This window comes from Pseudomonas sp. KBW05, from assembly GCF_003852405.1.
Taxonomy (GTDB): Bacteria; Pseudomonadota; Gammaproteobacteria; order Pseudomonadales; family Pseudomonadaceae; genus Aquipseudomonas.
This window is the reverse complement of sequence record NZ_QAJM01000020.1, coordinates 124,785-142,454: the sequence shown is the minus strand read 5'-3', so window position 1 is coordinate 142,454 and position 17,670 is coordinate 124,785. Positions and strand designations below refer to the sequence as shown.

Annotated in this window: 23 protein-coding genes and 1 pseudogene; 12 read left to right on the top strand and 12 right to left on the bottom strand. The window is 59.5% G+C overall.

What is annotated here, in order from left to right; all coding sequences use genetic code 11:
• Nucleotides 1-2 precede the first annotated feature (2 nt).
• The 12 genes and pseudogenes from DBR46_RS20675 to DBR46_RS20620 all read right to left on the bottom strand — a co-directional run bounded on the left by DBR46_RS20675 (nucleotide 3) and on the right by DBR46_RS20620 (nucleotide 10,512).
• Complete coding sequence (locus tag DBR46_RS20675) at nucleotides 3-887, bottom strand: head maturation protease, ClpP-related (RefSeq protein ID WP_124527676.1); 885 nt, start codon at nucleotides 885-887, stop codon at nucleotides 3-5.
• A 16-nt stretch (nucleotides 888-903) separates the two neighbouring features.
• Nucleotides 904-2,325: a phage portal protein gene (locus tag DBR46_RS20670; RefSeq protein WP_124527675.1), complete on the bottom strand. Its 1,422-nt coding sequence runs from the start codon at nucleotides 2,323-2,325 to the stop codon at nucleotides 904-906.
• Nucleotides 2,325-4,085 (bottom strand): terminase large subunit, encoded by a 1,761-nt coding sequence (locus DBR46_RS20665; protein WP_124527674.1) that lies wholly within the window; start codon nucleotides 4,083-4,085, stop codon nucleotides 2,325-2,327. The genes DBR46_RS20670 and DBR46_RS20665 overlap by 1 nt, the downstream gene beginning before the upstream one ends.
• Nucleotides 4,051-4,578 (bottom strand): phage terminase small subunit P27 family, encoded by a 528-nt coding sequence (locus DBR46_RS20660; RefSeq protein ID WP_124527673.1) that lies wholly within the window; start codon nucleotides 4,576-4,578, stop codon nucleotides 4,051-4,053. Before DBR46_RS20660 ends, DBR46_RS20665 begins: the two co-directional genes overlap by 35 nt.
• Nucleotides 4,579-4,778: 200 nt before the next feature.
• Nucleotides 4,779-5,123 (bottom strand): HNH endonuclease, encoded by a 345-nt coding sequence (locus DBR46_RS20655; RefSeq protein ID WP_124527672.1) that lies wholly within the window; start codon nucleotides 5,121-5,123, stop codon nucleotides 4,779-4,781.
• Nucleotides 5,123-5,413 carry a phage holin family protein gene (locus DBR46_RS20650; protein WP_124527671.1) on the bottom strand — a complete coding sequence of 97 codons (291 nt, stop codon included), beginning with the start codon at nucleotides 5,411-5,413 and terminating at the stop codon, nucleotides 5,123-5,125. Before DBR46_RS20650 ends, DBR46_RS20655 begins: the two co-directional genes overlap by 1 nt.
• On the bottom strand, nucleotides 5,406-5,771 hold the full coding sequence (locus DBR46_RS20645) for a putative holin (RefSeq protein ID WP_124527670.1): 366 nt from the start codon (nucleotides 5,769-5,771) through the stop codon (nucleotides 5,406-5,408). The genes DBR46_RS20650 and DBR46_RS20645 overlap by 8 nt, the downstream gene beginning before the upstream one ends.
• 189 nt (nucleotides 5,772-5,960) lie before the next feature.
• Nucleotides 5,961-6,443 (bottom strand): hypothetical protein, encoded by a 483-nt coding sequence (locus DBR46_RS20640; protein ID WP_124527669.1) that lies wholly within the window; start codon nucleotides 6,441-6,443, stop codon nucleotides 5,961-5,963.
• 328 nt (nucleotides 6,444-6,771) lie between these two features.
• Nucleotides 6,772-9,462 (bottom strand): bifunctional DNA primase/polymerase, encoded by a 2,691-nt coding sequence (locus DBR46_RS20635; protein WP_124527668.1) that lies wholly within the window; start codon nucleotides 9,460-9,462, stop codon nucleotides 6,772-6,774.
• Nucleotides 9,459-9,661 (bottom strand): annotated as a pseudogene (locus DBR46_RS20630) (transcriptional regulator). Before DBR46_RS20630 ends, DBR46_RS20635 begins: the two are co-directional and overlap by 4 nt.
• Nucleotides 9,654-10,142 (bottom strand): phage regulatory CII family protein, encoded by a 489-nt coding sequence (locus DBR46_RS20625; RefSeq protein ID WP_124527667.1) that lies wholly within the window; start codon nucleotides 10,140-10,142, stop codon nucleotides 9,654-9,656. Before DBR46_RS20625 ends, DBR46_RS20630 begins: the two are co-directional and overlap by 8 nt.
• A gap of 142 nt (nucleotides 10,143-10,284) precedes the next feature.
• Nucleotides 10,285-10,512: a YdaS family helix-turn-helix protein gene (locus DBR46_RS20620; RefSeq protein WP_065908188.1), complete on the bottom strand. Its 228-nt coding sequence runs from the start codon at nucleotides 10,510-10,512 to the stop codon at nucleotides 10,285-10,287.
• A gap of 99 nt (nucleotides 10,513-10,611) precedes the next feature.
• Here DBR46_RS20620 and DBR46_RS20615 point away from each other — a divergent pair, with 99 nt between their 5' ends.
• From DBR46_RS20615 to DBR46_RS20560, 12 genes are all read left to right on the top strand, one after another.
• Nucleotides 10,612-11,325, top strand: coding sequence for a LexA family transcriptional regulator (locus tag DBR46_RS20615; RefSeq protein ID WP_124527666.1), 714 nt, complete (start codon nucleotides 10,612-10,614; stop codon nucleotides 11,323-11,325).
• Between the two features lie 141 nt (nucleotides 11,326-11,466).
• Nucleotides 11,467-11,718: a DUF1654 domain-containing protein gene (locus DBR46_RS20610; RefSeq protein ID WP_124527665.1), complete on the top strand. Its 252-nt coding sequence runs from the start codon at nucleotides 11,467-11,469 to the stop codon at nucleotides 11,716-11,718.
• Nucleotides 11,719-11,812: 94 nt separating this feature from the next.
• Nucleotides 11,813-12,010 carry a hypothetical protein gene (locus tag DBR46_RS20605; RefSeq protein WP_124527664.1) on the top strand — a complete coding sequence of 66 codons (198 nt, stop codon included), beginning with the start codon at nucleotides 11,813-11,815 and terminating at the stop codon, nucleotides 12,008-12,010.
• Entirely contained in the window at nucleotides 12,007-12,588 is a 582-nt protein-coding gene (locus DBR46_RS20600; protein WP_124527663.1) for a deoxynucleotide monophosphate kinase, read from the top strand. The genes DBR46_RS20605 and DBR46_RS20600 overlap by 4 nt, the downstream gene beginning before the upstream one ends.
• 10 nt (nucleotides 12,589-12,598) lie before the next feature.
• The gene (locus DBR46_RS20595) at nucleotides 12,599-12,874 is read left to right on the top strand and encodes a hypothetical protein (RefSeq protein WP_124527662.1); all 276 of its coding nucleotides are present in this window, start codon (nucleotides 12,599-12,601) and stop codon (nucleotides 12,872-12,874) included.
• The gene (locus DBR46_RS20590) at nucleotides 12,871-13,245 is read left to right on the top strand and encodes a hypothetical protein (RefSeq protein ID WP_124527661.1); all 375 of its coding nucleotides are present in this window, start codon (nucleotides 12,871-12,873) and stop codon (nucleotides 13,243-13,245) included. The genes DBR46_RS20595 and DBR46_RS20590 overlap by 4 nt, the downstream gene beginning before the upstream one ends.
• Nucleotides 13,242-13,484, top strand: coding sequence for a pyocin activator PrtN family protein (locus DBR46_RS20585; RefSeq protein ID WP_124527660.1), 243 nt, complete (start codon nucleotides 13,242-13,244; stop codon nucleotides 13,482-13,484). Before DBR46_RS20590 ends, DBR46_RS20585 begins: the two co-directional genes overlap by 4 nt.
• Nucleotides 13,485-13,544: 60 nt before the next feature.
• A complete protein-coding gene (locus DBR46_RS20580) occupies nucleotides 13,545-13,895 on the top strand; it encodes a hypothetical protein (protein ID WP_124527659.1) in 351 nt (116 codons plus the stop codon).
• Nucleotides 13,896-13,940: 45 nt separating this feature from the next.
• Complete coding sequence (locus DBR46_RS20575) at nucleotides 13,941-14,750, top strand: DUF2303 family protein (protein ID WP_124527658.1); 810 nt, start codon at nucleotides 13,941-13,943, stop codon at nucleotides 14,748-14,750.
• Between the two features lie 74 nt (nucleotides 14,751-14,824).
• A complete protein-coding gene (locus DBR46_RS20570; RefSeq protein WP_124527657.1) occupies nucleotides 14,825-15,175 on the top strand; it encodes a hypothetical protein in 351 nt (116 codons plus the stop codon).
• Entirely contained in the window at nucleotides 15,172-17,253 is a 2,082-nt protein-coding gene (locus tag DBR46_RS20565) for a DNA cytosine methyltransferase (protein ID WP_124527656.1), read from the top strand. Before DBR46_RS20570 ends, DBR46_RS20565 begins: the two co-directional genes overlap by 4 nt.
• A complete protein-coding gene (locus tag DBR46_RS20560; protein ID WP_124527655.1) occupies nucleotides 17,250-17,669 on the top strand; it encodes a hypothetical protein in 420 nt (139 codons plus the stop codon). The genes DBR46_RS20565 and DBR46_RS20560 overlap by 4 nt, the downstream gene beginning before the upstream one ends.
• Nucleotide 17,670: the final 1 nt, after the last annotated feature.

Genomic DNA, 17,670 nt, shown 5'->3' with positions numbered 1-17,670 from the left:
TATCAAACTCCAGGTACTGTTGAGGCTGCTGTTTTGAATTGGGCGAAAGCCCGTTCGAACTCAGCAATGGCGGCGGCCGGAATGGCCTGGGGGTTGGTAGCGTCATGCGTACCCTGATCAGCAGCGCCTGGCTTGCCGGTCTTGATGTCTTGAATCAGCGAACGCCGCTCACTGCGCGGCATCCCTTGTTTTGCGAGGATGACGTCCAGCCGGCGCGCCGCGATCTGTTGCGGGCTCCCGGCCTTAGCCTCTTGTTTGGTGGCATCGGACGGCAGCAGCTGGTCCGCAAAACCCTCTTCGATTGCAACCGAACCAGCCATCCACGTTTCGGCATCCATCAGGCGCTGCATGTCCTGGATGAGGTCGCCGGTGCGGACCGCGTAAATATCAGCTAGGGCCGTATCGATTTGCTCCAGGAAGTCAGCGACCTCTCGGATGTCGTTGCGATTGCCACCAACGATGGTCCATGCGTTGTGGATCATCAGGAACCCTGCACGGGCGATCTGGATGTCATCTCCCGCCATGGCGATAAACGACGCGGCCGACGCAGCAAGCCCCAGGATACGAACCGTCACCTTGCCCTTGTGTTCGCGGAGCAAGTTGTAGATCGCAAGCCCTTCGAACACATCACCGCCCGGAGAGTTAATGTTGACGATGACGTCAGCGCCGTTCATGGAGCGTAAAGCAGCGCTGATCCGCTTGGCGGTCACACCCTCCCCCGTCCAATAGTCGTAGCCGATAGGGTCGTAGATCGAGATAGTGTTGTCTTCATCGGCAGCCGCCCGGATTTCGGGGTTCCAGCGATCAAGCGCCAACGGCGACATATCGCAAGAAACGTCCGAGCGCGGCCGAGCCGCCGGCGCGGCCGGAAGCGATTTAATAGTCATGGAAACTCCGAAGGTGTCAGGCGGCCTTGTTCAGCCGGTCGAGAGAGATCAACGCGTGAGCCATCACGGTGCCGTCAGGGTCACCCGCTTGCAGCGCCTTAGCTGCCTCGGCGTAGGCCAGGCGGATCGTTGCTTGGTCGCCGGTATCGTTAGCGGCCATAAGGTCTTGCATGAACTTGGCTGCTTTTGCGGAAAGCCCACCGTTCTGCCCCAACCACTCCAGCGATACCATCGCACCCTGCACGGTGTAGACCTCCCCACCAGGTATCGGCGGCATGTTCTCTTTGCGCCGGACCTCGTTGCGGTTCATCCAACCATGATCCAACGCGCTGTTGTAGTAGGCCGAGCGGCCCGCGCTGTCTGCCCGCAACAGCCCTTCAACTGAGAACTCCACAAAGAACTCTTCAGAGTCCAGGTCGCCGATCAGGCATCGGGAGATTTCCTGTTCGATGTTGACCAGCAAGGGCCGTAGGCAGTTGGTAAGGAAGTGCAGGTTTTGCACCTCTGTGCTCGCCGCCCAGCTGCTCTGTTTGTCCATGTGCCCGACCATAAAAGGGGGCACCTGGAACCATCGACAAATTTCCTCGACGTTGAACGAGCGCGTTTCAAGCATCTGAGCGGCTTCGGGGTTCATCGTGATCCCCTGGTACTTCAAGCCGGCCTCCAACACCATCGTCTTACCGGCGTTGGTTGAACTACTGAACGCGGCTAAACTGGACCGCAGCAATTCGCGTTGTTTGTCGGTCAGGGTTCCTGCGCCTTGGGCACCGCCCCCTTCCACAGTCAAGAAACCCGAGGCTTGCAAGCCATTGGCAAACACCTTGGCGGCGGCTTCCTCAGCCGACATGGCAGCACCAATTATGTCGCGGCCCGTTGTAATGGGCAGCATCCCGCAAACGCCATCGAGACCGAAGCCACGGATATGCACCAGCGTCTTTTCAGGAATTTCACGCCGCACACCGTTCTCGGTGTAGGTGTACTCCAAACGACCGTTGCGGGCCCGCTCCACCTTCATGAACTGAGGCAACAGCGGGACTAATGCCGTGATGCGGCTGCCGATCATCTTTTTTTCGATGAAGGCATTGCCGCGCAGACAAATGCTGGCCACGACCATCAGCATGAAGCGCTGCGGCGTCATCTCGATATTCGGAGAGCGGCACAACACCCGGTACAGTGGGTGGTCAGTGGCCGGCTGCCTGGAACCATCGGGCATTCGTTTGTACAGTTTGAGGGGCAACGTCGAGACTGACTCAGACAGCAACCGTACACAGGCCCACACCGTGGATAAGCGCAACGAACTGTCTACGGTCACCGACTTGCCACTGCTGGAGGTGCCGAACCATTCCTGCCAAAAGGCGCTGTTGTTCAACCCGATCGGCACGCCCAGCCACTGCTGGAGGGCGGCACGAACTCGCCCGGTCTTTTTATCGCGTGCCATTAAAGTCCCACCATGATCGGATTATCGAAGAAGCCGTCGCGGTCGCCAGCAAAGACAGGTTGCAGATCTGCCGCACCGATGGCCATCGCCAGCGCAACAACGCCGTCGATTCGCCCGGTACTCCTACGCTTGGCAAATATTCGATTGTCTTTTTGGTCCGCATCCAGCACCGCACTGGCTGCGTTCCACCGCAGCACAGGGTTGGTTTTAATCGTGATGCCCTGCTCGGTGAGCAGTGTTTCAGTCAGTTCAATTGAGCGCGGCATCCACAGCCCGGTTTCTTTCGAAACCGTGTAGCCCTGGCCGTGGGGCAGCAATGGCACTTCGATGCCCTGAGCTTCAAGTTCGGGCGTGAAGTATTTGATCCGGTACGGGTCAAACGCTATGCCTTGAATACTGAACCGAACAGCGAGTTCGCCGACCAGAGTGGCAACAGCCGAGTAGTCCACGGCCATGCCTGGTGGCGCATTCAAGAAGCCACCGCGCACCCAGGCGTCGTAAGGCACCCGGTCAACGCGCGCACGATCTAGCAGGCTGTCCTTGGGCGTCCAAAAAAACGACAGGGCCTTTTTCAGACGCGGAAAGAACAGTACCAGTGCGGTAAGGTCGCGGGTACCGGAGAGGTCGAGCCCGCCGTAACAAGGCTCGCCCTCAGGTATTTCATCGACGTCAAAGTCATCCTCGCAAGCCAGCCAAATGTTGGCGGCCAGCCATGGATTCTCGGCGTCCACCCATTCACAAAAGTTCAGACGGCGCACGCTCGACTCTTTGGAAGGCATGCCCCTGGCTTCGGTGACCTGCTCACGTAAATACTTGAGTCCAGGCACCCCGCCGTTTACATCACCTGGCCTCCCGAACGCTAGGCTGGGGTTCGATTTATACCAGCACCCTTCATCCTTGATCGGATCGTCACCTGGATCGAGCGAGCAGATGAACGCAAAGAAACTGTCGTCCTGCTTGTCGCCCTTGCACAGTGCAATACCGTATTCGTGGTAGTCGTAACAGATGGTTGTACGGTCGTGCCCACTGTTGGTGATCATCACGATCAGCGCTTGCGTGCGGCTTTTTGTTCCCGCCCGCATCATGTCCACAACCATGCGTGTTTTGTGTTCGTGGATTTCGTCTAGTAGCGCGATGTGTGGGCGCGGGCCTGACTGGCCGTCGTCCGCACTGATCGGACGGAAGAAGCTGCCAGACGCTGCGTGTGCAAGGTTCCACACCTTTTCGCCACGGCCTGACTGCTCGATACGTTCGGCCAGTAGTTCTGACTGATCGACCATCGCCACGGCATCACGGAACAGAATCATTGCCTGGTCTTTCTTTGTCGCGGCCGCATACACCTCGGCGCGCGCCTCGCCGTCGGACGTCATTCCTAGTAGGCCGATGCCCGCTGCCAGTGGCGATTTGCCCGAGCCCTTGCCGGTTTCGACATACGCGGTGCGGAAGCGGCGGTAGCCATCTGCGGCTTTCCAGCCGAACAGCGAGCCAATCACGAACGCCTGCCAAGGATTTAGGATGAAGGGTTGGCCCTCATACTCACCGCCGTTGAGGCACAACACATCTTCGTAGTACCCGATTGCGCGCTGAGCTGCCGCCAGATCCCAGCGCAGCCCGCGAACCGGGCCTTGCTTGAGGTCATTGAGGTGACGCTGGCAGCCGTTACGCACGTCTGGTCCGGCGATGATTCGTCGCGCTACGACTTCTTGAGCAAACCAGGTGGCCCTATCAGAAATAGGTGTCGGCGATACGTTTGTGGTCATTGGGGAACAGGTCTCCCTGAGGCGCAGCAGGCTTCAGCGAACGCCGCGCCATTGGTGAGAACCCAAACTTTCCGCCGGCATCGTTGGCGCGGCGTTCGGCGTCGTTACGCAGCTTTCGCCAGATCGAAAGGTCCTGGGCGCCCGTGCGGTAGGTCTGCACATCGCCGCGTGTTGACGCGGAGAGGCTGTCGTTCAGTTCCTGGATCTTCAAGGTCCAGCGGCGGTAGTCGGACACTGCCTCGCAATACTGGGCCATGACCTGCATGTCCATCTTAGAGATCAGTCCGAGGGTCACCAGATCGGGCACCACCCTCTCCCACTCTCGCCGGGCGTCATCGTCGAGCCAGTCTGGCATCGGCGGCGCCTCTACCGGCATCACCGGCTGGGCTTGCTCGCGGAGAAGGTCAGCGCGGTTCTTTTTGCTGGGGTTGCCATTGATTAAGTGGACGACGGCCGGCTTCCCGGGTCGCCCGGAGTTCTCGTTTCCGGCCATTTCAAACCTCAGATTTCACGCACACGCATCAAACATACCGAAGGGGTACCCCCCCATTTTTCCCGCTTTTGCACACAAACCAGGGCGAGGGGTCAGGGAGGTAAAAGGTCCAGACTTTTCACCCCACCCCCGCCGGGGCACTGGCGTTCCGCACCCTTTCGGTGCGCCACCAAGGGGAACTGGCGTGCCACACACAAATTTCAGCCCTGAGCCCAGTGGTGACGCGGGTCCAGCGGAAGGCCGTGCTCACTGCATCCGATCTCGTGCCCGCGCTTCTCTGCGCGTTGCTTGGTCGAATCGTGATGCACCTTACACAGCGCCTGCCAGTTGCCCTGATCCCAGAACAACCGCTGCGCCTTCGCGATTGCGGCCTTGTTACCAGATAGGATCGCTGCCTTCAGCCCATGTTTGATCTTGTGGTCCACGACACGGGACGCCTCGACCAACCCTTGCTGCTCACACATCACGCACAGCGGATGGCTCAACAAATAGGTGCGTCGGGCTTTGTCCCAGCGGCTGTTGTAAACCCTTGGTTCAGTTGCCATCAGCCCACTCTCCACACCCGGGCCAGGTTGCCCGAACTCTGGCACACCGACCCGACGAACACCGCGAGCAGCAACACCAGCGGCCACGAATTGCGCGGCATGATCAACTGGCCCTTGCCGATGTAAACGATGACCGCGCCGCACGCCACCATCACCAGCCAAGCAAGCCAGCTCATGTCACGACGGAAGCGTGCGCCGAGGCGCTTGAACGTGAACAGCCGAACGAACAGCGCCACGCACAACCAGAACGTGGCCTGGGTCAGAACCGCCTGCATCAGGTGACTATCCATCCTGCCTCCCATGCGGTTCGGCATCGAGACCGCGTCGCTTGATGATGGCGAGAGCAACCGTGACAACCAGTACCGACGCACCGAATGCAGCCGGCCCTGAATGCTTGAACGGGCGAATGCCCCACAGCTCCAACTCGCCGAGGCCCGGGGCAAACAGATAGCCCATGACAAAGGACACCAGAAGAAACACCACCCGCTTCCACACCGGCAACTCTTCGGTGGTGGTGAAGAACACCAGCGCACCAGCGAGAGCACCGATCACGGCAAGCGCATCAATCCCGGTGAACAAGCCGGTTACAGCAGCACCGGCACCGCCGGCCACGACAACAGTTGCAGCCGTGCTTGCTGGCTCGCCCATGCTGATACTCCATATGCAGACACCCATCGGGCAGAAATAGAAAACCCCGCCGAAGCGGGGTCAAGTGACCGGTCTAGGGAAACCGGGTAAAGCTGCACAGCACGTGCGAGGTCAGCGCCGAGGCGCAAATTCCATATCGTGGGGACTTTTTACCCTCTGAGTACGGAACCGAAAAGGGGGCAATTTCGGTTAACTGACTCGACGCAACTTTGACGCAGCTTTGAGGAGACTTTGAGGCAAAGTGCCCTGACCAGCGGTAAGCCACTTGCGCGCCCCAGACCGGTCAGCCAACACCTGTAGCAGTCGCAGATGCAGGCTATGCACCCAGTCATAGTAGGTCTGCTTTGCGCGCGACCCGGATTCCAGTAGATGCATCTGCATCGTCCACGGCGGCGCCGGGTCATCCGTATAACGCAGCACAGCCAAATGCTCCAACTGTTGACCACGAGCGTCCTGCCGCCCAACTTCTGCCAGCGCCGCCGCGACTTCCTGCGCAACAGCATCAATGCCAGCCCCCGCATCGAGAAGGATCCGGGGCCCAGGCGTGCCGCGTGGTGCGCAACCACCCCATTCCATAATCGTAGCCATCGGACTGCCCAAACCACCGGCCGAGCCACACCGCCGCGTCTGCTCGCCCCAGTGCTTCAACAACGTTTCCATTTCTTCGATCATCGCCCCGCTCCCCCGGTCAAAACCAAACCCAACACAAAAAACACCGTACCCAACACAAACCCAACACAGCTAAAACCCTTTAAATTCAATAGCTTTAAACAAACTGTGTTGAGTGTGTTGGGTGTGTTGGGTTTAACGGTTCTCGCATGAGAAAAAAATCTTGCTGCCATTGAGTTAAATAATGTCGCCCATGCGCGCGCGCGACGACAAACCCAACACACCCAACACACATGGCTCAAAGCCGCGAGATAGAAGGCTTGAAATTGTGTGGGGTATCGAAAACCAACCCAACACACACCCAACACACCCAACACACTTTTGGTCGGATTCATGCCGCTGCCGCCTTGATGTGATCCCAGTTATCGACGTTCCAGCCCGCCAGGCGCGCCGCAGCCCGCCAAGCGACCACCGCCTTGCCCAGATCGGCCGAACTGAGTGATGGGGGCTGGGAAGCCTGGTCATCGCGCGGAAAGAAGAACGCCCCGAACTTGCGATTGCTGCCGTCGGTCCAGGGGATCGCACGGGTCTTGTCCACCTCAGAGCTGATGAACAACGAGAACTTCGTCTGGCTCATCACGTGCTCTTTGTTGCGGTGGCACCACTCCAGGAACATCGCGTAAATGTCGGTGGATAGACAGGCGCCCCACATATCACGCCCCAACTCGCCGTATTGCCAAAGGAACAGAAAAGTCTGCCAACTCGCCCGGCTCAACGCCACCAACCGCTCACGCGCATCAGTGCTGGGCGGCCTGGTACGCTGGTCGAAGTCACCCAGGTCAACGGCAAGCAACCACGCATACAGCGCCGCCACACCACCATTTTCCAGCTCACGGCCCACGGCCTTCTGTCGCTCGACCGGCAATGTCTCCATCGGCCACAACACCAACATGCGGCGATCACTTGGCGCGATGGGCCAGGGCATGATCTCGTTGCTGAGGAACGCGGCGTTCATGTGGTTGGCTTCTTCCCAACCGTTGATAAACTTCGATTCCATGCGCACCGTCTTGCCGGTGACCAGGTGCTTGATCTTGCCCACCTGGTTGTAACGCTGGTCACGGCTGACCACTTCCTCAAACACTGCCCACAGTTTTCTGCTTTGCCACGCGTTGAAGTTGCTTTCGAGCTGCGTCTGCCCGACCGTGGCGGCGTACTGGCCGTAAAGTAAACCGAAGGCATCGGCGAACAGCAGGCTTTTGCCCGAGCCTTCCATGGTCGAGTGAGCCAGCACCGCCGTATCCATCTTCGCGCCCAGGTGCTGCAACGGGTACGCCAACCACTTCACCAGCCAATCGTTCGACGATTTATCGTGGTTGCACAGAAACGAGATCAACCACCGCAGGTTCTCGCACGCGGCGTCATCACGGGCTGGCTCCATAGGCAACCCGTCGAACGTATTGATGTAAAGGTTGGGGTCTTTGGTCATAGTCGGGTCGAACACGATATTCTCCACGTCGACCACGCGCCGCTCCGGGCTGTTCAACCACATACCGTACATATCACCGATGGCCATCTTGACGGCGCCTTCGGCAACGCGGCGTTTCTTCTCCCGGTCCCAAACGTCCTTGGTACCGTCGATGTACACATAGCGTTCAATCGGCTCCAGGTTGAGCGCACCGCCCTTCTTGCCGGCCATCTTGCGGGCCTGCTCGATCTCCTTAACCTTGTCGTCAGAGATCAGCTTTTTACTCGTGTCGTCAATCCACTGTTTCGCCAACGGCTTACCGACGCGGGCCTCAAAAGCGGTTTTCTTCATAACCCGCGACTTGTCGAGATCCCACACCTGAGTGGTGCCCTCAACCAACACATAACGCCGGAGCACTTGCTCATAGGTCAGCACCTCCCCCGCCCCCCCGTCAGCAGCAGGAGCTGCCTCACAGGCCGGCTCGCCAGAGTCCTGCACGCTGGCATCCGCCGATGGGGGCGGGGGAAGATCTTGTGGGGCTGGGCGTGGGGCGTGCTGCATGCCCAGCATTCGGGCCGCGTCCTTCACCGCCTTGGACTGGTCGCCATCATGGTCCAGCAGGCAAAACACCTCAAAAGCGTCATTCTGGTGACCGTTGGCCAGCGGGTCCGCGCCGTGGTGCGAATAGACCTTGCGGTCGGTGACCGTCACACCTGGTAGCCCGGTACTGCTATGGGGGTACAGCCATTTGTTGCCGCGCTTGATGTAGTCATGGGCACGCAATAGCTCTTCCACATCGTGACAGCGGTTGAACTCATCAATCACTGAGGGTTTGCCGTCTGCGGGTGGAGCGCGCTTGATTGGTTTCGCGGCGGGCTTCTTGGGCTTAGGGGCCCAAGGGCACGCGGCCTCGGCATTGCGCTTGAAGACATCCCAATTCTGCCAAATATTCAGCAGTTCGTTGGTAAGCACCGGCAGACCATCAGCGGCACTCGGCGGCGTGCGCCAGGTATACGGCTTGCCAGTGCCCGGATGGATCGATGGCGGGAACACGTCCTGCACCAGGCCCGCACGCAGTTCAAACACCGTGAAGCGCTTGTATTCGTCGGCTTCTGCCTGGGCTGCCTCCTCACCGACAGTATCGCCCTGCTCTTTCGCGGCCTTGGCCCGAGCCAATAGCCCCCTGTGAATCGATCCGTCTGGGTCTTTCTCGTTGGGCCAGGAAAGCGAGTGACGCGTCAGGTCGATGTCATCGGGCATCTTGAACAGCACACGAAATCGCAACGGGTTACCCACGATGGTCGGATAAACCACCGCCATGGCATCCAGATCGAGGCCCATCTGGTCAAACAACACAAACCGCGTCCACTGCACATCGTCCACGTCCAACGAGCAGACACGGCTAGGCCCGAGCACGACGCCTAGGTTGTGGTTGGGGTTGCGTTGCCAGAATGCTTCGGCGGCTGCCGGGTCGGTAATGTAACCGCCCGGTTTGTTCCAGCCCTTGCCCTTCGGTGCCTTCTCGCCTGGGTCAATCGGCACCAGGGCAAGGTTAAAGGTTTCGATGTAGCGGCGAGCCCAGGACGATATTGCAGTGCCAGTGGATTGCTCACTCATCGCCGCCGCTCCCGCAACCCCTGGCAACTGACGCAGGTTGCACAACCCTGGATCGTCTGTTGACGAAGTAACGGATGGGTTCGTCGCAGTCCTCACAGAACTGCGCGCTGACAGAGCACGTCGGGCGCGGACGGCACGCCAATGCGTGCAGGCGGAAGCGTTCGGCAGCTTCGTTGGCCATATCGATATCATCAGACATTCTGGCGGGCCTCCATCGCTTCCCTGGCCCCGGCCATAATGCCCAGAACCGCGCGGATCACGTCGGCGCCGTGTTTCTCCAGGCATTCAACCTCGTGTGGCTCCCAAATGTTGTCGGCAGCACCTTCATGCATGCTGGAAACAAAAAGGCCTGTTTGGTGCAACACCTTGCTGACAGCCAGCAAGGCTTCCTTGGTCGGCGCCGCCGCTTCCGGCTTGTACCAAACCATCCCTGCGGGCCGCATCAAGGCATCCAGCAACAAGGGGTTGGCCGTCAGGCGTATCACCTCTTCCAACTCATCAGGATCAAGCCAGCGCTGTTCGAAGTCGTGCTTGACCTTCTTTTGCAGGCTGTCGTAGTCCATGACCATATCGAGCGCCAGTGCGGTGACACCGCCATGGAAGTCATGCGCTGCGCGATAGATTGCCTTGCGAAGTGAAAGAACCGGCGCGATGGCCGGTGACTGTTCTGTTCGACTCATAACCGTAAATTCCCCGTTTACGGTCTAGTCATAGAAACGGGCACGCCCTATCCTACGACCACGACCGATGTGCATGTGCTGTATGTCGTCGTAGCCGGACTGGGGAAATCTTGTGGTGAGAGGCCCCAGTTCCGGCACCTGTTTAAGCCGCTTCAGAACCGCGCAGGTACGCCCAATCGATATCCGGGCGCATCACTTCGCAGACCACAGCCCCTTTGGACTCACGCTCAATGTTGACTGCGAGAGCCGCACTTGCTCGGCGATTGCAATATGCGACCTGCCGAAGCTGTCCTGCCGAGGTGTCGCATTTGCTCGCGAACGCCTCTAGATCCGTCTTGTTAAGACCTTTCAAAAATTCGTGCAGAGTCATGTGCACCTCCGTTCTGGATACGCAGATTAGCAATTGCTAATCAGCACAGCAATAGCAAACCGTAATTTACTGTTTGCTAACGTCAAGCGATCATGAGAAATGGATATCTACGAACAGCGCATTAAGGCTCTACGCCACGCAATGGCAGGGCTCACACAGAAGGACTTTGCCAATCAGCACGGGTTGGACGCGTCCTATTTGTCGCAGCTATTAACAGGCCACAGGAAGCTCGGTGAGAAAGCCGCGTCCTCGCTTGAGGCAAAGATCCAACTCGCGCCTGGAACGCTTGTAGCGCCTACTCAGCCGGTTGGTGACGAGACCGATGTCAATTCGGTCCACCCTGTACTGCCTGGTAAAAAGAAGGTGATGGAGTCTCTGGGGTTTGTAACCATCCCGCACCTCGATGTCGCCGCGTCAATGGGATCAGGCAATGTACCGCCCGATCATCAGATCGAGGTCATACGCGAAATTACGGTCCACCTAGACTGGATCAAAACCCAAGGCCTCGCGTTCTCCGGGATTGAAAACCTGGCCATCATTACCGGCGACGGCGACAGCATGAATGGTACGTTCCGCGACGGCGATTCCCTGCTTGTAGATCGCGGTATCACGGATATAAGAACTGACGCGGTGTACGTTTTCACACTGGACGGAGATCTTTTCATAAAGCGTTTGCAGCGCCTAACTGGCGGCTCCTTACGCATGATCTCTGATAATCCTGTTTATCCAGCGATCATGATTGAGGGCGCTGACCTTGAAAAGGTCCATATCCAAGCCCGAGTTTTGCTGGTTTGGAATGCTAAAAAACTGTGATTGAACGCCCGACGATAGAAGCCCGCTTATGCGGGCTTTTTATTGCCTCTCACCGTAAAGAGTACATATGTGCTCTTTTTTTCTTGCCGTAGGAATCCTCTCGACATACTGTATGAACATACAGCAACCAAGGAGGATCCTATGGCAAAGCCCAACCCCAAAAGCCCCGCCCCAACCACGTCCATCGAGCTGCTCGGCGCGCGGCTACAGAAAATAATAAATGCCCCCGCCGCCCAGAAGGCACACGCCGCGATCATCTCGAAAGCACCAGATGAGGCACAGGAAGATTGGGATCAGATCATAGAAGCGATTACAGAGACCGATGGTGTGCACGTCACTTTTCAAGACGATGGCGCTATTCGCGTGTATTGGGATGTACCCCAAACCGAGTAGCTCTGGCACCAAACTAATTTAGCATCTGCTATTGCATTATAATTTAGCTATTGCTAATTTTGGCTCGTACTCCTCTCACCACAGGTTACGAGCCATGCAAACAACACAGCACAACAATCGCTGCCCGGTGTATCTCCACCCGGCAGCCGCCACCAGTCCAGCCGCCGTTGAGCGCATCCAGCGCAGTACCGGCCTGCTGGTCATCGTTAACCTCGGTCGCGTCACCATGTCCAACGCCCCCGCAGTTGTCATCGCTGACGACCAGGGCCCTTGGGGAGGCGATGCAGCATGAAGCCTCTTCTGATTGGTCTCACTGGGCGCGCACGCTCCGGCAAGTCGACTGCCGCTGAACACCTGGTTGGCACGTACCTGCTGGAGCACTACGCCTTCGCTGATCCGCTTCGCGACGGTCTGATGGCGATCTTCAATCTCGACCCGAGCGACTTTGAAGGCGACCGCAAGGAACAGCCTCTGGCCTGGCTGGGCCGCTCGCCCCGTCAACTGATGCAGTCGATGGGTACAGAGTGGGCACGCAACACTGTACACCCGGATATCTGGGTGAAGCTCGCCGAACAGAACCTCGATTACATGACGAAAGCGCTGGGCGCAGTACTCGGTTTCGTCGTCAGCGACGTGCGCTTCGAAAACGAGGCGGACCTCATTCGCCGCCGGGGCGGCACCATCATCCACATCGGCCGCAACGACGCGCAAGCGGTGAACCCGCACATTAGCGAGGCCGGTGTAGCCGTTCGCCAGGACGACCTGATCCTGCGCAACAACGGCACAGTTGATGAGTTCCTGCGCTCGCTGGACGAGGTGTTCCTCATGATTCGCGAGCGCCACCCGCGCGCCGAAAAGCTATCAGCCTGAGGACAGCGTCATGAACCGTACCCTGGATCAAACCGCCGCTTTGCTCGGGCTCAAGCCCCGTGCCTTCCGCACCAGGCTGCGGGCACTCGGCGTGCTGAATTCGTCCGGCGACCTGGCCAGCGCACACCGCGAGCGCGGCTACCTGTTCTCCGACCCGCGCTGCCGCTGGAATCCAACACTCCGCAACTACACCCATTACTCCGTGGTGATGGTCAAGGAAGCCGGTGTCGAGTGGATCGCCAAGAAGTTGAACATCACCATCACCAAGAAGGACGCCGCAGCATGAAGCCGAACGCCATCAACGCCGCTGTAGGCGCACTGAAACTGGTGCCGATGTACCTCAACCATCCAACGGTAATCAGCCGCGCCACGCTGATTGGCGCCTCGGCCGAAGCTGTCGCACTACTTGAGGCCTTGCCCTGCGTGTCGGTCGAACTGGCCGAAGTATTCCGCTGCGTGGATGCCGTCATCTCCGACGACCAGGTGGTCTACGTAACCCCGGTCAAGTGCCCGGAATACCCATATGGCGCCGTAGTCGCAGACGCCAAGGGCAACGTGCTGGCAGCGGCCAAGGGCAAGAGCAAAGAAGGTCTCGCCGAACTGATCCGCCTCAAGCTGGTGCCCCAAAAGGAGGGGCATGGGGAGGAACCCGCGTGACCACCACCCTGGAACAACTCCGGCGCCAGTTCGCCACACCGTGCCCATCGCTGACCGCCGTGCGTGAACAGTACTTCACGCACATCCGCACCGACCGCTACCTGCTGAGCGAAATCAAGGCAGGTCGGATCAAGCTGGTGGTCAAGCGCCTGCACTGTTCGACCCGCGCCAAGCCAGTCGTTTACCTGCACGACCTGGCCGACTACCTCGACGCCCAGGCGACGAAGCAAGCGGCCTGATTCAAACGGTAGCCCCTGCCGACCAGGGGCAAACAGCAACTCATCACTGAGGCACAGCACATGAAAGCTACCAATACCGCCGACTTTATTGGCGAACTCAACGCCGGCGTCTTCGCCAGCCAAATAGGTCACGCGCTCTCGGAGGTCGCGGCCGGCGTCGTTGACAACAAGAAGGTCGGCACCGTCACGCTCACCTTCACCATGAAGCAAATCGCCGACAGCCACCAGGTGACCGTCAACCACAAGCTCGCCTACAAGGTACCGACCAAACGCGGAAGCCGCAGCGAAGACACCACCCTCGACACGCCTATGCATGTCGGCTCCGGCGGCTGCCTCACGCTGTTCCCCGAGACACCCCACGCGGATCAGCTGTTCAACCGCGAAGCCGCACCGATTCACGCCAAGTCCTAACGCTACACCGCTCCATACCTCTCACCAAAACAGGAACTAGATCCAATGGAAGCCAAAGCAATTCAGTTGATTCAAGACACCGCCCTGCTGGCCCACGCAAAATCGCTGGGCACCTTCACTCCAGTGCTGGCCCTGCCAGTGGACGTGAAGTTGCATAGCATCGAGAAGTTCCAGGAACTGCGCAGCCGCTTCCGTGGTGCTTTGGCCACTCATTCGCTGAAAGACTTCGCCGACTACGTGGTCGCCGCCAAAGGTCCGGCCGCCGTAGGCTTCGTAGACGGCGACGCGATGGCCTGCACCGTGTACTTCAACCTCGGCGATGCCGAAACACCGGGCCACGGCGACTACAACGCCACACTCACGCTGAAAAAAACCGCTGCATTCCTGGCACTTGAGCACGCGGCACAACGTACGCACGCCCAGAAAGACCTCAGTGATTGGATCGAGGATTGGGCGCCAAACCTGAAAGCATTGGACGCCGATGACAAGGACATCCCACTGACCAAGGCAGCTGGCGCCATCCGCTCCATCAGCATCGAGCAGGCCCGTAAAAGCGAGCACGTCGTAGGCGACCTGAGCGCGTCCCGCTCGGCCATGGATCAGATCGAGGCCAAGTCCTCGGAAGGTCTGCCAGCTGAGTTTCTGTTCACCACGCCGCCGTACGAAGGGCTGGACTCGCGCACGATCCGCCTCCGCGTAGCCGTGCTGACCGGCGGCGATAAGCCAGCGTTGCGTCTGCGCTGGATTGGCGAAGCGCAACTGCGCGAAGACCTGGCCCAAGAGTTCAAGCAAGTCGTTCAACAAGAAGTCGGCGGCTCCGCGACCTTGACCATCGGCAGCTTCAACCTGGGTTAACCACCACTGCAACACCCCGCCGCCGTCCTCTCACCAAAACTGTCCGGCGGCGGGCTCTTATCGAGGCACAGCACATGCAAATCGAAACCTACATCATCTCCATCGGCCTTCTAGCCGGCTGGCTTGCAACCGGATTTTTCCTGTACCGAGCAGCCAACAAAGCATACGCGCGCGGCTTTGACCGTGGAGTGAGGCTTGCTCGCCAACAGCATGCCAGCTCGCCGTCTTGCACCATTGCTGACCATGAACTGATGACCAAGATAACTACATCATTGGGCCTGGCCGTGGCGACTTGGCAGGCGTTCCCTGGCACAGAAGCCATGGTGACGAAAGTGAACAAACAGCGCCGCCAACTGACTGCCTTCGCCGCGAAGATGTGGCTAGCGGCCTATCCCGCGCAACTGAATGCGGAAGATGCGGCATGAAAACATCCAATAAGCAGCCCTTCGACTTCAAAACCCAATACGGCCTGGGCTTCGACGCACAAGATGACGAAATCGTCGTGGACTTTTTCTGTGGTGGCGGCGGCGCAGGCACCGGCCTGGAGATGGGTTTAGGCCGCCCCGTCAATGTCGCGAAGAACCACAGCTCCCAAGCGATCAGCATGCACACAATGAACCACCCCGGGGCGCAGCACTTCACCACGGATGTTTTCGAGGGCGACCCCGATACTGAGTGCGGCGGCAAGGCCGTGGGCTGGTTCCACATGTCGCCGGACTGCACGCATCACAGCCAGGCAGCCGGCGGTCAGCCGCGCAAGCGCGAGATCCGCAACCTGTCGTGGATCGGCCTCAAGTGGGCAGGCATGAAGCGGCCACGGGTGATCAGCCTGGAGAACGTGAAGCAGATCCTGCAATGGGGCCGACTGATCGCCAAACGCGACAAGGCCACCGGCCGGGTGGTAACGCTGGACCAGGTGCCGCACCCAACCAAGAAAGGGAAAACCACCAACAGGGTGGCCGAACCCGGCGAGCAAGTGTCGGTGTCGAACCAGTTCCTGGTACCGGACCCGAAACAGCGCGGCCGCACTTGGCGCCGTTTCGTAGCCCTGCTGGAAGGCATGGGATATGTGGTGGAGTGGAAGGTGATCAAAGCGTGCGACTTCGGCGCGCCGACCAGCCGGGAACGATTGTTCATGATTGCCCGGTGCGATGGCCGGCCGGTGGTATGGCCTGAGGCTACCCACGCAAAGAACCCGGTCAAGGGTCAGCAGAAGTACAAGACAGCCGCTGACTGCATCGACTTCACCGACCTTGGCAAAAGCATCTTCGGCCGCAAGAAAGACCTGGCCGACGCCACCCTGCGCCGCGTCGCCAAGGGCATGAAGAAATTCGTCATCGACAGCCCCGCGCCGTTCATTGTGCCTATCGCCAACTGGTCGGGTGAGTCGGTGCAGTCCGCCGGCGAGCCGCTGCGCACGATCACCTCCTATCCCAAGGGCGGCGCTTTCTCGGTGGTGAGCCCGGTGATCGCACCGGCAACGCACCAGGGCAGCGACCGGATCAATGATCCGCTCGACCCACTGCCGACGGTGACCTGCGCGAATCGCGGTGAGCTGACGCTGATCAGCCCAGTAATGGTTGGGGCCGGCGGGCCGGTGTATGCCGGGCACCCGGTATCGGCGGACCAGCCAATGGGAACGCTAATGACCCGAAGCCACCGCGCGGTAGCATCAGCCTGCATTGTCCAGGCCGGGCACGGCGAGGGTTCCGGTGCAACCAAGCGCCGCTCCCACGGGGTTAACGACATCTGCGGCCCGGTGGGCACCGTCACTGCCAGCGGCGGCGGACAGTCCGTCAGCACTGCGGTGATGATCCAGGCCAACGGCGGGTTCAACACCGTGCACGCCAAGGACATCCGCGACCCGATGACCACGGTGACCAACACCGGCAGCCAGCAGCAGTTGGCGACGGCGCACCTGGTGCACATGCGTGGCAACTGTGATGCACGGGACGCCAATGACCCGCTGCACACCATCAGTGCCGGCGGCCAGCACCACGGCTTGGTCAGCGCCTTCATGGAACGGGCAATCGGCGGGAGCGTTGGCCTGGGCCTGGATGATCCGGCACCGACCATCACTGCCGGTGGCGGTGGCAAGAGCTCGCTGGTGTCGCTCACCCTCTCGCCGGAACACGAAGCCGGAGCCCTGCGCGTTGCCGCCTTCCTGATCAGCTACTACGGCACCGAGAACGTCAGCGCCTGCGATGCACCGGCACCCACCATCACCACCAAGGACCGCCTGGCCCTGGTCACTGTGATGGTGAAAGGCACGCCGTACGTGATCGTCGACATCTGCCTGCGGATGCTCAAACCGGCAGAGCTGTACAAGGCCCAAGGCTTCCCCACCAGCTACGTCATCACCCACGGCGCCGACGGCAAGCCCTTCAACATCAGCCAGCAGGTGCACATGTGCGGGAACAGCGTAAGCCCACCGCCAATGGCAGCGCTAGCACTGGCGAATGATCCATGGCAACTCACTGTGCAGCATCGGGAGGCCGCATGAGCGACGTACTTAAATCAGCGGCAATGGCTGCCGGTGGAGTCGAATGGAGCTGGTGGACCAGCAATTCAGTGCTGCGGCTCACCAGCAATCTAGATCATGGCCTGCGTGACGGCGATGTGCTGAGCGCCGTAAAGAGCATGGATGGTACGCCCCTACTGGCGATTCCCAAGCCCTATCGCGACTTTATTGAGGCCGCTACACCAGCGGCCATTCTGGCCCTGATCGCCGAAAACGAACACCTACGAGGGCTTAAACCTGATCTACCGCCGCGACCGCCTGAGGGCTATGGGCTACCTCGGTATGGGCTGCGCTGGAATGGCCCGACGGAACCTCTCGCCGTTCAAATGGACGATGGTTACTGGACGCCTTGGCATCTCGCTGCACAGTTCAAAAACGCACTGGTATCGGAGGCATGAT